Annotated in this window: 15 protein-coding genes; 9 read left to right on the top strand and 6 right to left on the bottom strand. The window is 71.5% G+C overall.

Annotation, left to right across the window (positions count from 1 at the left end; translation table 11 throughout):
- A partial coding sequence (locus tag ACFW2E_RS24595; protein WP_384469242.1) for an AAA family ATPase occupies positions 1–650 on the top strand: 650 nt, incomplete at its 5' end.
- Positions 651–700: 50 nt separating this feature from the next.
- Here ACFW2E_RS24595 and ACFW2E_RS24590 read toward each other — a convergent pair.
- From ACFW2E_RS24590 to acsA, 5 genes are read right to left on the bottom strand one after another with little or no spacing between them, the layout of a single operon-like run.
- The gene (locus ACFW2E_RS24590) at positions 701–976 is read right to left on the bottom strand and encodes an acyl carrier protein (protein WP_384469241.1); all 276 of its coding nucleotides are present in this window, start codon (positions 974–976) and stop codon (positions 701–703) included.
- A gap of 5 nt (positions 977–981) precedes the next feature.
- Positions 982–2,460, bottom strand: coding sequence for a dihydrolipoamide acetyltransferase family protein (locus ACFW2E_RS24585; protein WP_384469240.1), 1,479 nt, complete (start codon positions 2,458–2,460; stop codon positions 982–984).
- A 1-nt stretch (position 2,461) separates the two neighbouring features.
- Positions 2,462–3,535, bottom strand: coding sequence for an alpha-ketoacid dehydrogenase subunit beta (locus ACFW2E_RS24580; RefSeq protein ID WP_384469239.1), 1,074 nt, complete (start codon positions 3,533–3,535; stop codon positions 2,462–2,464).
- The gene (gene pdhA, locus ACFW2E_RS24575; protein WP_384469238.1) at positions 3,532–4,551 is read right to left on the bottom strand and encodes a pyruvate dehydrogenase (acetyl-transferring) E1 component subunit alpha; all 1,020 of its coding nucleotides are present in this window, start codon (positions 4,549–4,551) and stop codon (positions 3,532–3,534) included. The genes ACFW2E_RS24580 and pdhA overlap by 4 nt, the downstream gene beginning before the upstream one ends.
- Positions 4,548–6,371 (bottom strand): acetate--CoA ligase, encoded by a 1,824-nt coding sequence (gene acsA, locus ACFW2E_RS24570; RefSeq protein ID WP_384469237.1) that lies wholly within the window; start codon positions 6,369–6,371, stop codon positions 4,548–4,550. The genes pdhA and acsA overlap by 4 nt, the downstream gene beginning before the upstream one ends.
- 281 nt (positions 6,372–6,652) lie before the next feature.
- Here acsA and ACFW2E_RS24565 point away from each other — a divergent pair, with 281 nt between their 5' ends.
- The 7 genes from ACFW2E_RS24565 (at position 6,653) to ACFW2E_RS24535 (ending at position 12,866) form a co-directional block, all read left to right on the top strand.
- Positions 6,653–7,828 (top strand): 4Fe-4S dicluster domain-containing protein, encoded by a 1,176-nt coding sequence (locus ACFW2E_RS24565; RefSeq protein ID WP_384469236.1) that lies wholly within the window; start codon positions 6,653–6,655, stop codon positions 7,826–7,828.
- Positions 7,825–8,283, top strand: coding sequence for a Crp/Fnr family transcriptional regulator (locus ACFW2E_RS24560; protein ID WP_384469235.1), 459 nt, complete (start codon positions 7,825–7,827; stop codon positions 8,281–8,283). Before ACFW2E_RS24565 ends, ACFW2E_RS24560 begins: the two co-directional genes overlap by 4 nt.
- The gene (locus ACFW2E_RS24555) at positions 8,280–9,098 is read left to right on the top strand and encodes an FAD/NAD(P)-binding protein (protein ID WP_384469234.1); all 819 of its coding nucleotides are present in this window, start codon (positions 8,280–8,282) and stop codon (positions 9,096–9,098) included. The genes ACFW2E_RS24560 and ACFW2E_RS24555 overlap by 4 nt, the downstream gene beginning before the upstream one ends.
- Before the next feature lie 55 nt (positions 9,099–9,153).
- Positions 9,154–10,017, top strand: coding sequence for an oxidoreductase (locus tag ACFW2E_RS24550; protein ID WP_384469233.1), 864 nt, complete (start codon positions 9,154–9,156; stop codon positions 10,015–10,017).
- Positions 10,014–11,360: a Ni/Fe hydrogenase subunit alpha gene (locus tag ACFW2E_RS24545; RefSeq protein WP_384469232.1), complete on the top strand. Its 1,347-nt coding sequence runs from the start codon at positions 10,014–10,016 to the stop codon at positions 11,358–11,360. The genes ACFW2E_RS24550 and ACFW2E_RS24545 overlap by 4 nt, the downstream gene beginning before the upstream one ends.
- Positions 11,357–11,863 (top strand): hydrogenase maturation protease, encoded by a 507-nt coding sequence (locus tag ACFW2E_RS24540; protein ID WP_384469231.1) that lies wholly within the window; start codon positions 11,357–11,359, stop codon positions 11,861–11,863. Before ACFW2E_RS24545 ends, ACFW2E_RS24540 begins: the two co-directional genes overlap by 4 nt.
- 139 nt (positions 11,864–12,002) lie before the next feature.
- On the top strand, positions 12,003–12,866 hold the full coding sequence (locus ACFW2E_RS24535; RefSeq protein ID WP_384469230.1) for a universal stress protein: 864 nt from the start codon (positions 12,003–12,005) through the stop codon (positions 12,864–12,866).
- Positions 12,867–13,058: 192 nt separating this feature from the next.
- On the opposite strand, the gene ACFW2E_RS24530 is transcribed toward ACFW2E_RS24535, so the two are convergent.
- Positions 13,059–13,262 (bottom strand): hypothetical protein, encoded by a 204-nt coding sequence (locus tag ACFW2E_RS24530; RefSeq protein ID WP_384469229.1) that lies wholly within the window; start codon positions 13,260–13,262, stop codon positions 13,059–13,061.
- 722 nt (positions 13,263–13,984) lie between these two features.
- Here ACFW2E_RS24530 and ACFW2E_RS24525 point away from each other — a divergent pair.
- Positions 13,985–14,284: universal stress protein (locus tag ACFW2E_RS24525; protein ID WP_384469228.1), on the top strand; the 300-nt coding region annotated here is incomplete at its 3' end.

The raw sequence follows: 14,284 nt of genomic DNA, 5'->3' as shown, positions 1-14,284 counted from the left end.
TCTCGCCCGGCGCGGAGGCGGCGTCACGGCGGCTGGTCTCCACGGCACTGCGTCACCTGCGCACCTCTGCCGTCTGCCTCACCCTCGTCGGTGGACTTCCCGGCAGCGGCAAGTCCACCCTCTCCGGAGCGCTGGCCGACCGGCTGGGGGTCACCCTGCTCAGCAGTGACCGCCTCCGCAAGGAGCTGGCCGGCATCCCCGCGGAGCAGTCCGCTGCCGCCGGCTACGGTGAGGGCCTGTACACGCCGGAGTGGACGGCCAGGACGTATGCCGCCCTGCTCGAGCGCGCGGCCGCGCTGATGTCCTGCGGCGAGTCCGTCGTCCTGGACGCCACCTGGTCCGATGCGGGACAGCGCGAGGCGGCCCAGCGCGTGGCCGAACGCACGAGCGCCGATCTGGTGGCCCTGCACTGTCACGTGCCGGGCGACGTGTCCGCGGCCCGCCTGAGAACGCGTGGCGCCGGCACATCCGATGCCGGCCCTGACATCGCGGCCGCCCTGGCCGCGAGGGAACCACCGTGGCCCGAGGCCGTCGCGGTCGACACCAGCGGCCCACTGGAGTCTGCCGTCGCCCGGGCACTGACAGCCGTACGCCCCTGGGGGACCGGACAGGCCCCGGTCTTCCGGCGCCCTTACATGGAGCCTGACTGAAATGCGTGGGCGGCCGTGCTGTCCGGGAGCATTGCTGCCGGTGCCACGGCTCACGGTGCCGGGCTGGTGCTGTCCCTCGACCTGTCGACCAGGAACCGTACCGTGTCCGACAGCGTGGTCAGTTCGAGGTAGTCCTCGTCGGCGATACGGATTCCGGTGCGTTCGGACAGCAGTTCCACCAGGCTGAGAAAATCGAGTGAATCGAGTTCGAGCACGTCACGGTACTTGTCGCCGGGCTCGACCCGCGTGAAGTCCGCGTCCGGCACGATCCGGCTGATGCACTCCCTGACCACCGACATGGCTTCCGCGTCGTCCAGGGGCTTCATCTCACTCACAACTCCTCCGGTTTCTGCAGCAGCCGATCGACCGCCGTCAGGTAGCGCGCGCCCACGGCGCCGTCCGAGGCCCGATGGTCGGCTGCCAGGGTCGCGGTCACCACCGGATGCACACCGAGCATGCCGCCCGCGGCCCAGGGCCGCTCGACGACCGCTCCGAAGCCGACCAGGGCAACCTGGGGCGGATGAATGACGCCGAACACGGCCTCCACGCCCTGGTCGCCCAGATTGGTGACGGTCAGCGTGGCGCCCGCCATCTCGCTCCCGCGCAACCGGCCCCGGCGGGCACGCTCGACCAGATCCTTGAGGCTGTTCATGAGAGCGTCGGGTGACAGGGCGTCGGCACCGTGGATGACCGGCGCGAGCAGTCCGCCCTGCCGGAGCGACACCGCGACACCCAGGTTGACCGCGTCGCCGGGGACGAACTCGTCGTTCTGCCAGTAGCCGTTGAGGCTCGGTACCTCACGCGCCGCTGCCGCTGCGGCCTTCAACAGGAGGGCCGCGGGAACCAGTCGCCCGGTGGGCGGCCGGCCCCGATTGAACCGGCGGAGCCAGTCCGCGGCCGTCTTGAAGTCGATCGTGGTGGCCAGGTAGTAGTGCGGAATCTCCCGCTTGGAGCGGCTCATGAGGTCGGCGACGGCACGGCGCATGGCGTCCGTACGGTGTCCCGCACGGCTGTCGGCCGGCACCGCCGCGTGCCCCTGCTGCTCGCGGTCCTGTCGGAGTGCGGCCGACGGCTCCGGCTCGTACGCTCCGGTGCGTGCACGAGCGGCCGTGTGCACGTCCACCGCGCGCACGGCTCCGCCGTCCCCGGTGCCCCGGACGGTCGTCAGGTCGATGCCGAGGTTCCGGGCGAGCCGCCGGGCATACGGGGTGGCCCGCACCCTTGGCACAGGGGCGGGCACGGCGTGCTCCACATCGGCGCGGGTGATTCGTCCGCCACGTCCGGTGCCGTGCACGGCGCTCAGATCGAGTCCCCGCCGCAGCGCGAGGTGCCGTACCAGGGGGCCCGTGCCGATGGCCGACGTGGCCCCGGTGTCCAGCTCCGGCGGTGGCTGTGCGGAGCTGCCCGTGGCGCGCGCGGGCTGCTCGGCAGTCCTGCTGCTCGGCTCCGCGCGTACCGGCTTCCGGCCGGGTCTCGACTCGGGGGGCACCTTCCGCCGATGTCTCGGGGGTTCCAGGGACGCCACCGGCTCGTGCCCGGCCTTCGCGTGTGCGTCCACCCGTGTGCCGGGCGCGCCCCCGCCGTCGATCTCCGCGAGTGGTGTCCCCACCGGCACCCGGGTGCCCGGCTGCACGAGCAGCCGACCCACGGTGCCGGACTCGAAGCACTCGACCTCGATGGCCGCCTTGTCGGTTTCCACGACCGCGATCACGTCACCCTTGAGCACCCGGTCTCCGGGGCCGACGAGCCACTCCTGCAGCAGGCCTTCGGTCATGTCCGCGCCGAGCGAGGGCATGGTGAACTCGGCCATCTCAGCTCGCCCTCCCGGCGACCGCACCGGGTCCGTCGCCGTCTGCGGGCATGGGCTGGCCGACGGCACGGCGTGCGGCGGCGACGATACCGGCGGGCTGCGGCAGCGCCGCCTCCTCCAGCCGACGCGCGTAGGGCATGGGCACTTCGGCGCTGCACACCCGCTCGATGGGAGCGTCGAGGTCGTAGAAGTGCTGTTCGGTGAGGCGCGCGGATATCTCCGCGGCGAGACTGCCGGTGCGCCAGCCCTCGTCGACGACGACGGCGCGGTGCGTGCGGGCGACCGAGTCGCCGATGGCGGCGTCGTCCAGCGGCCGCAGGGTGCGCAGGTCCACGACCTCCGCGCTGATGCCGACGCCCGCCAGGTCTTCGGCGGCGGCCAATGCCTTCGGCAGCGAACCGCCGTAGGTGATCACTGAGACGTCCGTCCCGGGTCGACGAACGGCGGCATGGTCGATGTCGACCGGCCCCGAGTGGGCGGGCAGCTCGGCGGAGGCGTTGTACAGGCTGCCGTGCTCGAAGATCAACACCGGGTCGGGGTCGGCCAGTGCCGGGGCGAGCATGTGGCGAGCGTCCGTGATCGTCGCAGGGGCGAGCACACGCAGGCCCGGGATGTGCGCATACCAGCCCTCCAGGCTGTGCGAGTGCTGGGCGGCCAGTTGCCGTCCGGCACCTGTGGTCATCCGGATGACGATCGGGACCGGTAGCTGCCCACCCGACATGTGCAGCAGCGTCGCCGCGTTGTTGAGGATCTGGTCCAGGGCCAGCAGGCTGAAGTTGACCGTCATGATCTCGACGATCGGCCGCATGCCCGCCAGGGCCGCTCCGATGCCGGCGCCGACGAAGGCGGACTCCGACAGCGGGGCGTCGCGGATCCGTTCGGGTCCGAACTCCTCCAGCAGGCCGAGGCTGACGCCGAAGCAGCCGCCGTAGCGGCCCACGTCCTCACCCATCAGGAACACCCGCTCGTCGGAGCGCAGGGCCTCGCGCAGGGCCTCGCGCATCGCCTCCCTGTAGGTCGTCTTCCGGTCGGACGACGCGGCCGGCTCAGCGGCACGGGTGTGGGTCGCGGTCATGGCCGGCTCGCCTCCACCGGGCTGGTGACGTATGTGAGCAGATCCTCGACCGGTTCTTCGGGAGCCCGTTCGGCGGCTTCCACGGCGGCGTCGAGCTCGGCGGACAGCCGGTCCTCCAGGGCGGTGCGGGCCTTGTCGGTCAGCTCCTTCGCTTCCCGCAACCGCCGGGCCAGGCCTTCGACCGGGTCGCGCTCCTTCCAGTGTTCGATCTCGGCCTTGTCCCGGTAACGGTCGGAGTCGTACATGGAGTGGGCACGGAAGCGGTAGGTGTGCATTTCCAGGAAGTGCGGCCCGGTACCGGCACGCACACCTTCGGCCGCCCGGCGGGCGGCGTCCTCCACGGCGAGGACGTCCATGCCGTCGACGGCCCAGGAGACCATGCCGTACGCGGCGGCACGTAGCGCGAGGTCGGTCTGGGCCTGATGGCGGGCCAGCGCGGTACCCATCGCGTACAGGTTGTTCTCGCAGATCAGCAGCAGGGGAAGGCCCCACAGAGCGGCGAGGTTGGCCGTCTCGTGGAACTCGCCCTCGGCGAAGGCGCCATCGCCGAAGAAGCAACAGGTGACTCGGTTGTGGCCGGTCATGTGGTCGGCGAGGGCGAGTCCGGCCGCAAGCGGGATCCCACCGCCGACGATCGCGTTGCCGCCGTAGAAGCGGCGGCCTGCGTCGAAGAGGTGCATGGATCCGCCACGGCCACGGCTGCAGCCGGTGGACTTGCCGAACATCTCCGCCATGATCGCCTCGGCCGGGACCCCGCGGGCGAGTGCATGTCCGTGTTCGCGGTAGGTCGAGACGACCGCGTCGTCGTCCGTGAGGGCCTCGTTGACGCCGACGGCCACGGCTTCCTCACCGATGTAGAGGTGCATGAAGCCCCGAATGCGCGCAGCGCTGTACAACTCCACGCAGCGTTCCTCGAATCGGCGGACGCGCAGCATCGACTCCAGCAGTGCCCGGCGGTGCGCCGCCTGCTGGTCCGGCCGGGCCCGGGGCCGGTGCGGGGTGCGGGTGGTACTCATGCCGAGGCCTCCGTGGGGTTCTGGGAGGAGCCGACCTGTTCCAGGGTGGAGATGTCGCCCTCGGGCAGACCCAGCTCCCGCGCTCGCAGCAGGCGGCGCATGACCTTTCCACTGCGCGTGTGGGGCAGGTGCTGGTCGAAGGCGATCTCCCGTGGCGCCACGGCCGGGCCGAGCCGGCGCCTGGCGTAGGCGAGCAGCTCCTGCCGGGTGCGGGCGTTCTCGTCGAAGCCGGGCCGCAACGTGACGAACGCCTTGACGATGTTCCCGGCGACGGGATCGGGGCGGCCGATCACACCTGCTTCGGCGACCGCCGGGTGCTCCATCAGCGCGTTCTCGACCTCGAACGGCCCGATGAGGTGTCCTGCCGACTTGATCACGTCGTCCGCACGCCCGACGAACCAGTACCAGCCGTCGGCGTCGCGTCGTACCAGGTCGCCGGTCAGGTACCAGCCGTCCGCGAAGGCCGCCGCGGTGCGTGGCTCGTCGTGCAGATAGCCGCGGAACATGGACGGCCAGCAGGGCCGGAGCGCCAGCTCGCCCTCCGCGCCGGGCTGCTCCAGTACGGTGACGCGGCCGTCGGTCCTGTCCACCCGGCCGTCCTCGCCGCGCCGCAACACGGCCGCCTCCACGCCGGGGAGGGGACGTCCCATCGACCCGGGGCGGATCTCGCAGGCGGCGAAGTTCGCGATCATGATGGCGCCGGTCTCGGTCTGCCACCAGTTGTCGTGCACCGGCAGCCCGAGGACCTCCTGTCCCCAGACCACGACCTCCGGATTGAGCGGTTCGCCGACGGAGGCGATGAACCGCAGTGCACCGAGGTCGAACGAGCGGGGCAGATCGTACGGTCCCGAGCGCGGTGTGGTCCGCATCAGCATGCGCAGAGCCGTCGGAGCCGTGTACCAGACACTGACCCTTTGGTCGGCGAGGATCCGGTACCACCGGCGGGCGTCGTATTCCCCCTCGTCCACCACGACCGTCACCCCGTGCATGAGCGGCGCGACGATTCCGTAGGACACCCCGGTGACCCAGCCCGGATCGGCCGTGCACCAGAACACGTCGTTCTCGTGGAGATCAAGTGCGTACAGCGCGGTCACGTAGTGGGCGACGGCCGCCTCGTGGACGTGTACGGCCCCTTTGGGCGTGCCCGTGGTGCCGCTCGTGAAATGCAGCAGGGCCATGTCGTGCGGCGAGGTCGGCGGAATGGTGAAGGTGTCGGCGGCCTCGGCCATCAGCGCGGTGAGGGAAACCGTGCCGGGAAGCTCCTCCGCCCCCTCGCCGACGATCAGCACGAGACGCAGGGCGGCAAGCCGTTCGCGTTGCCCGGCGACCTTCCTGCGGTACAGCTCGGCGGTGGTGACCAGGACCTGCGTGTCGCTCAGCGTCAATCGCTGGGCGACCGGGTCCGGTCCGAAGGCGGAGAACAGGGGGCACAGGACGCTGGTGTTCTTGAGCGTGCCGAGGACCACGGTATACAGCTCGGGGCATCGGCCGAGCAGCGTGGCCACCCGGTCGCCGTGACCGATACCGAGCGCCCGGAGCACGTTGGCGAACTTCGCGGTGGACCGGGCCAGCTCCCCGTACGTCACACAGGTCACGGAGTCGTCCCGCCCCACACAGCGCAGCGCGACCGCCGTCGCGTGCTCCGACGCGGCGTGACGGTCCACGGCCTCGTGCGCGATGTTCAGTCCCCGTCCGCCGGGCAGCCCCTGCAGGTCGGCGCGCGCTTCCGGCCACGTGAAGCTTGCACACACCTTCTCGTAGTCGCCCAGATTCGGCTCGACGCGAGGAGGTGCGGTCTTCTGGATCGTTTCCCATCGCATGGCAGCCACCTTCCTGCGGACCCTCTTCGACCATCTGTCCCGGCCCGCCCCGCATGCACTGGGCCGAACGGCCCTGGCTGTGGCCGTCAAGCCCAATGGGCGCTGCGGACCGCCGAAGGCGGGGCGTCCACCCGACCGAGCGGGCAGGGGCGAAAGGACCCGGGCTCGTGGTCCGCATGGCCCTACCCGTGTGGTGCCGGACCGGAAATCCTGCGTTCGTGGACTGTGTGAGGCATGGGCGATGCCACACCTGCCCCAGGCGGTGCTGAAGGAGAACGGCCATGAGTGCGGACCCCGACGTGAACGCGACGTCGCCTCCCGCGTCCGGCGGGCTGGTGATGGGCAAGGATGGCATCCACGCGCTCGTGGAGGTGTTGTCCGGGCGCGGTTTCACCGTGGTCGGCCCCACCGTGCGGGACGGCGCGATCGTGCTTGCCGAGCTGGAGTCGGCCGACGAGCTGCCCTATGGCTGGGGCGTGGAACTCGAGGCCGGGCGGTACCGGCTGCGGGAGCGGGCCGACGGCGCCGCCTTCGCGAACGCGGCCGGCCCCCAGTCGTGGAAGCAGTTCCTGCACCCGGCGAGAGTGCGTCAGTGGCGTGCCGACCGGGTCGACAGGGAGACGGTGTTCACGTCCGAGGAGAGTTCACCGCCGCGGTACGCCTTCCTCGGGGTGCGCCCCTGTGACGCGCGGGCGATCGCGATCCAGGACCGGGTGCTCACCGGCGGGATCCACCGCGACCCCGGGTACGAGGGGCGGCGCGCCGGGGCGCTGCTCATCGCGGTCGAGTGCACAGAGCCCGGAGGCACCTGCTTCTGTGTCTCGATGGGGACGGGCCCCGCCGCTCCGCCCGACTGTGACCTGGTGATCACCGAGGTGGTCGATGAGGACGGCCACCGCTTCTGGATCCGCGGCGGCAGCCGGGAAGGCGAGCAGATTCTGGCCGAACTGCCCGGCCGCCCGGCAGACCCCGTCACCCGTACGGCGGCCCGCGCGGGCGTTGCCGCCGCCGCGGCGCGGATGGGCCGGACCATGCCCGAGGCCGGCTTGCGGGAACTGATGGCCGGTACGCTCGATGCCCCGCGCTGGGACGACGTTGCCGGGCGCTGTCTGACGTGCGGCAACTGCACCATGGTGTGTCCCACCTGCTTCTGCACCACGACCGAGGACGTCACCGACCTGACCGGCGACCACGCGGAGCGGTGGCGGCTGTGGGACTCGTGCTTCGACCTGGACTTCTCCCACCTGCAAGGCGGCCCCGTCCGCGAGTCTCCGCGCAGTCGTTACCGGCAGTGGATGACCCACAAGCTCGGCACCTGGTACGACCAGTTCGGCTCCTCCGGCTGCGTGGGCTGCGGCCGCTGCATCGTGTGGTGCCCGGTCGGCATCGACATCACCGAGGAGGCCGCCGCCCTGCACGACTGGACGCGGGCCGGAGCACCCGGAGACGCCCCGTGACCGGGTTGCCGTCCCCCCTGGACTTTCTCCCGCCCGCACAGCGCGAGCGGTTGCTGGCTGCCGGGCTCGACGTGACGTTCCCAGCGGGCGCACGCCTGTTCGACGAGGGAGGGCGGGCCGACCGATTCTGGCTGCTGCGCGGTGGCGAGGTCGCCCTCGACATCTGCATTCCCGGCAGACAGCCGGAGACTGTTGTGGAAACGCTCGGTGCGGGGCAGTTGCTCGGCTGGTCCTGGACCTGCCCGCCGTACCGCTGGCACCTGGGCGCACGGGCCGTGACCGCGGTGGAAGCCACGGAGTTCCCCGCCTGCGACGTCGTTGCCCTTTGCACGGCCGATCCGGAACTCGGATACGCCCTGATGCGCCGCTTCACCGAGGTGGTCGCCGAGCGACTGCAAGCCACCCGCATCAGGCTGCTGGACCTCTACGCACCCCACGGGGGTGGCCCGCCATGAGCAGCGTGCTGCCGCCGCTGCCGTACCGGGTCGCCGAGACCCGGGCGGAGACCGCCGACGTCCGTTCGCTGGAGCTGGTTCCCGTCGGCGGGGAACTCCCGCCCTTCTCACCGGGCCAGTTCGCGATGATCTATGCGTTCGGGATCGGTGAGGTGCCGATCTCGGTCAGCGCCCTGCGCGGCCCGCACGGAGGCCTCGTGCACACCGTGCGCGCGGTGGGCGCGGTCTCCACCGCCCTCCACGACCTGCGCCCGGGGGACACCGTCGGACTGCGCGGGCCGTACGGCACCGGCTGGGACCTGGACGCGGCTGCCGGCCAGGACGTGCTGGTGATCGCCGGCGGCATCGGGCTCGCGCCACTGCGACCTGTGGTGCACGCGGTCCTGAACCGCGCGGCCGCCTACGGTCGGCTGGGGATCCTGGTGGGCACCCGTACCCCGGGTGACCTGATCTACAAAGAGGACATCGGACGCTGGCGTGACACGGCCGAGGTGGGGGTGACCGTCGATCGCCCCGGCCTGGGCTGGCACGGCTCGGTGGGGGTCGTGACCACCCTCCTCGACGCGTTCGCCCTGCGGCCGGACCGCACGTACGCGCTGGTGTGCGGGCCCGAGGTGATGATGCGCCACACCGCACGCGCCCTGCTGGGCCGAGGTCTCGCCGCCCACCGCGTTCAGGTGGCGCTGGAACGCAACATGCGCTGCGGCACCGGCCATTGCGGCCACTGCCAGCTCGGCCCGCTGCTGTTGTGCCGGGACGGACCGGTCGTCGCCTATGACCGCGTGGAACGCCTGCTGGCCGTACGGGAGCTGTGAGATGGAGACCGCCCGAGGACTGGCCGGGGACTCAGGACAACCCACCGACCGAGAAGTGGCAAGTACTCACCCCCTGCCCACGCTCGCCGTCTGGAAGTTCGCCTCCTGCGACGGCTGTCAGCTGACCCTGCTCGACTGCGAGGACGAACTGCTCGCCCTCGCCGAGCGCGTGCGCGTGGAGCACTTCCTGGAGATGTCCGGTGCCGAAGGCCCCGGCGGGGGGCGCGCGGAGCTGGCCGGCCGGGGCCCGTACGACCTCTCGCTGGTCGAGGGCTCGATCACCACGGCCGAGGACGCCGAGCGCATCCGGCACATCCGGCGCATCTCCCGGCACCTGGTGACCATCGGCGCCTGCGCCACCGCGGGCGGCATCCAGGCACTGCGCAACTTCGCCGACGTCGACGAGTTCCGTGCCGCGGTCTACGCCCGGCCGGACTACATCGCCACCCTGGAGACCTCGACGCCGATCTCGGCACACGTACCGGTCGACTTCGAACTCCGGGGCTGCCCCATCGACCGACGCCAGCTCCTCGAAGTCATCACCGCCCACCTGGCCGGACGCACGCCACAGATCCCGAGCCACAGCGTCTGCTTCGAGTGCAAGCGGCGCGGCACCACCTGCATCACGGTGGCCCACGGCACTCCCTGCCTGGGCCCGGTCACCCATGCCGGGTGCGGTGCCATCTGCCCCGCCTACGGACGCGGCTGCTACGGCTGTTTCGGGCCGACCGGCCGGCCCAATCTGCGGTCCATGGTCGCGCAGTTGCGCCGGGACGGAATGAGTGAGGCGGACATCCAGCGTGTCTTCCGCACCTTCAACGCCGCGTCACCGGAGTATGCCCCCGTAGCCGATCTGCTGGCCGAGGAGCGACAAGCCCGGCGGCCAGGAACGGAAACCGACCCGGAAAGGCCCGCATGAGCCATCGCGGAACCCGCGTCCTGCGGCTGGACGCCCTGGCCCGGGTGGAAGGCGAAGCCGCCCTGCACCTGCGCGTGCACGAGAATACGGTCACAGAGGCGCGGCTGCGTATCTACGAACCACCCCGGTTCTTCGAGGCCTTCCTGATCGGCCGCGCCCATACCGAGCCGCCCGACATCACCGCCCGTATCTGCGGCATCTGCCCGGTCGCCTACCAGATGAGCGCCTGCCAGGCGATCGAGAACGCCTGCGGTGTCACGGTGGACGGGCCTCTCGCGGAGCTGCGCCGCCTGCTGTACTGCGGGGAATGGATCGAGAGCCACACCCTGCACATCTACCTGCTGCACGCCCCCGACTTCCTCGGCCGGGCCGATGCTGTCGAGCTCGCCCGCGATCAGCGGGCGGCCGTCGAGCGCGGCCTGCGGATCAAGCAGACCGGCAACGCGATCCTCGAACAGCTGGGCGGACGCCCCATCCACCCGGTCAACATCCGCGTAGGCGGCTTCTACCGCGCACCCGCGCCCGAAGAACTCCGACCGCTGGCCGAACGGTTGCGGCAGGCCCGTGACGACGCGCTGGAGACCGTCCGCTGGGTGGCGGCGTTCGACTTCCCCGATGCGGCAACCGACCATGATCTGTTCGCGCTGAGCGACCCGGGCCGCTACGCCATCGACTCCGGCGCACCAACGGTGATGTCTCCCCATGAGCGAAGCCGGGCGTCCCGTGAGTTCCCCGTGTCCGAGCTCGAACAGCACGTCCACGAAGAGCAGGTGCCGCACAGCACGGCTCTGACCGCCGCTCTCGACGGCCGCCGCTACCTGACCGGCCCCCTGGCCCGCTACGCGATCAACGGCCGGTGGCTCCACCCGGCGGCGGCCGATGCCGCCCGCGCCGCCGGTCTGGGCGATCCCGGGGCCGGAGACATCTGCGACAACCCCTTCCGCAGCATCGTCGTACGCGCCGTGGAAGTGGTGCAGGCCGTCGAGGAAGCCCTCAGGATCATCCAGGACTACGCACAACCGCCGCAGCCGGCCCTCGACGTCATCCCCCGGAGGGCAGGGGGCGCCGGAGCGACCGAGGCGCCGCGCGGACTGCTCTACCACCGCTACGCCCTCGACGAGAACGGCACACTCACCGAGGCACGGATCATTCCGCCCACAGCCCAGAACCAGACCGCCATCGAGGAGGACGTACGCCGGACCGTCCAAGCCCGGCTGAACCGTCCCGGCCCCGCTGCCGACGACGAGGAGCTCACCCGCTTGTGCGAACGGGCCATCCGCAATCACGACCCCTGCATCTCCTGCGCCGCCCACTTCCTCGACCTGACCGTGGAACGTGCATGACCGGCCGGGTCGTGGTGATCGGTGTGGGTAACCCGCTCCGGGGTGACGACGGGGCGGGCCCAGCGGTGGTGGAAGCCTTGCGAGGCCGCGTTCCCGACGACACGGTGCTGGCGATCAGCGACGGCGAACCCGGCCGGATGCTCGAACTGTGGCGCGGAGCCGATACCGCGGTGGTGGTGGAAGCCCTTCGCACGCGTCCGCCCAGGCCGGGCGCACTGCACACGCTGACGGGAACGGAGGCCGCCGGCCGCGCGAGGGGTACCGCGAGCACGCACGCCCTGGGCCTGGGGGAGTGCCTAGCCCTGGCGGAAGCCCTCGACCTGCTCCCACGAAAGGTCGTCGTGCACGCCGTGGAAGTGGTCCACGTCGAACTCGGCACAGGGCTGAGCGAACCGGTGCGATCGGCCCTCCCCGAATTGATCGAGCGTGCCTCGGCCTCCGTGCGACAGGCCCGCGAAGGCAACGACCCGCGCCGGACGTCTGGCGGTGCGCCCCGACCCTGACCAGTTGCGGCACAGACAGGCGAGTGCTGGACCCATCGCCAGGGAAAGGGGCCGAAGGGCCCTCGTGCTCCGGTGACAGGGGGTGCGACGGTGACATCGGTCCCACGCGCTGCGAGCCCTGTGAAAGGCGGTGCGGACGATGACACTCCCTCTGGTTGCAGGAATCGACGGATCGGACTCGAGTCTGCTTGCCCTCGACTGGGCCGTGGACGAAGCGGGCCGCCTCGGCGCTCCCCTCAGGGTCGTATACGCCTCCCTCTGGGAGCGATACGAACTCGCCCTGCCGGCAACCGTCCAGGGGCGCCCTTCCGAGCAGGTGCTGGCGGAACACGTCGTGGCCTCCGCGGCAGAGCGTGCCGAGCGGCGCAACCCCGATGTGAAGGTCACGACCGACATCCTCCTGGAGGAACCCGCGGCCGCCCTCGTCCGCGAGGGGGACGGCGCGTCCGCGCTGGTGACGGGGTCCCGCGGGCGAGGCCGGCTCAAAGGAACGCTTCTCGGATCGGTCGGTCTGGCCGTGGCGGGCCGGGCCCGCTGCCCGGTGATCGTGGTCCGGGGAGACGCGGCGGGTACGGCCGGTAGGCATGAGCGGATCCTGCTCGGCGTGGGGGACAGCGATACGTCCCCCGGGGCCGTGCGGTTCGCCTTCCGCGAAGCCGAGCTGCGCGGTTGCGTCCTGGACGTGATCCGGGCCTGGCGCAGCCCCGCCTGCCGGAGCCGTCATCGCGAGGACGCGGCGAACAGCCCCGAGGCGGAGGCCTCCGCACTGCTCGACACACTGCTCGAAGGAGTGGTCGCCGAGCATCCGCAGGTACGGGTGCACCGTACGACCCTCGAAGGGCCGGCCGGCAAGATCCTGGTGAACCGGTCCGCAGCCGCTGACCTCGTGGTCGTCGGGGCACGGCGCAGGACGAGCCCCGTCGGGTTCCAGCTCGGCCCTGTCAGCCACGCACTTCTGCACCACGCTCTGTGCCCGGTCGCGGTCGTGCCGCAGAGGCCCTGACCGTGGCGAGGATCCCGCGCGGTGCGAGGTCTCGATCCGGACCGGGGCGACGCGCCTGAGGCGTGTCCGAAGCCCGCAGCGCTTCTTGCTGCGGGTCCTGGGCCGTGGCCAGTCACGAGCCTGTTCGACCGAAGCCGACCGAGGTGCGTTCGGGGCTTGCGGGGGCGTTTCGCGCAGGTGCGTCCGCGGATTTCAGCCGAACAGACTCTGCACCCGGATCGTCTCGACACGCCGCCACGTACCGCCAGGGAGCAGCAACCAATCGCCGGCCGTGCCGCGGGCACTCCAGCGGACCGAGCCGCCCGTCGCCCGCGCGGCGGGCTTGACCCTCGGCGGCGTCCCGGCGCTGCCGTCGGCGCGTGCGGCCGGCCGCTTGGCTCGCCTGCGCTTGCCCATATGGCATCCCTTTCAACCCCGGGTCGAGGTCTGATACGTCCAGCATCGCTGCCGCATTCTTACGGGCGATGGGGCCGAACGGTACCCACGAGGACCATCGGTCCCATACCGCGCCGCTCCGTCGAGCGCGAGGGTGGAACGGTATCGGAACCTGAGCGGAGGGCCGTTCCATGCGGACGCCGCACCTCCCAGGCCGCAGAAGCGCTCTCGGCTCGATCGGCTCGAACGGAAATCGGGTCGCGTGTGGGTCTCGTACAGTCTGGAACCCTCTTGAGTCGTCGTGGCACTGCCCCTCGCGACGGTGGGCGCCGGGGGCAGTCCGTACCGGTGTCACGCCGGTACGGGCCTGGCTGCGGCGAGGCGCCACGGCGACCGAGTGGCTGGACGCCCGCGGTGACACCTCCGCGCCGCCACCGGCCCGGGATCTTTCGACGAGGGCCGGCGTGGCGGTGGGCTTCGGACCGCATCCGGGGGCGGGGCGGTCAGGTACGCGGCAGGGCAAGCCCTCGGCCGGCCCTTCGGCCGCCGCCGGCTGGACCGGTGGACCGCGAACGGGAACGCGTGGCACCGGTCCGGCCAGCGCGCGGAGGAAGCAACCATCCGCGCCGTCCGTCACGCGCCCCGGGCGCGTCGGTCGCGATCCGCTGACGCCTCGCACGGCGTGGAGACACGGGGGTGACCGGCCGGACGGCGTGGGGGCCGCAGGAGATGAGGTGGGAAAGATGGACGAGGAAGGCTCCGAGCCGAGGGTCGTGGTCGGCGTCGACGGGTCGACGTCCTCCTACGAGGCCCTGCGATGGGCCGTTCGCTACGCGGGTCTCGTGGGCGGCGTCGTGGACGCAGTCACCGTGTGGGAGCTGGCGGGTCTGTACGGCTGGTCGGCGCCCGCCGTGGACTTCGATGTCGACGAGGACGAGGCCCGGCAGCGGATGCGACAGGAGCTGGCCGATGTCCTGGGCGCGGACGTGGCCGGGTCGGTCAGGACACACGTGGTGCAAGGCAATCCCACGTATGTCCTGCTG

This window comes from Streptomyces sp. NPDC058964 (assembly GCF_042741275.1).
Classification (GTDB): Bacteria; Actinomycetota; Actinomycetes; order Streptomycetales; family Streptomycetaceae; genus Streptomyces.
The sequence above is the reverse complement of the archived record's forward strand: the minus strand, read 5'-3'. Positions and strand labels throughout refer to the sequence as shown.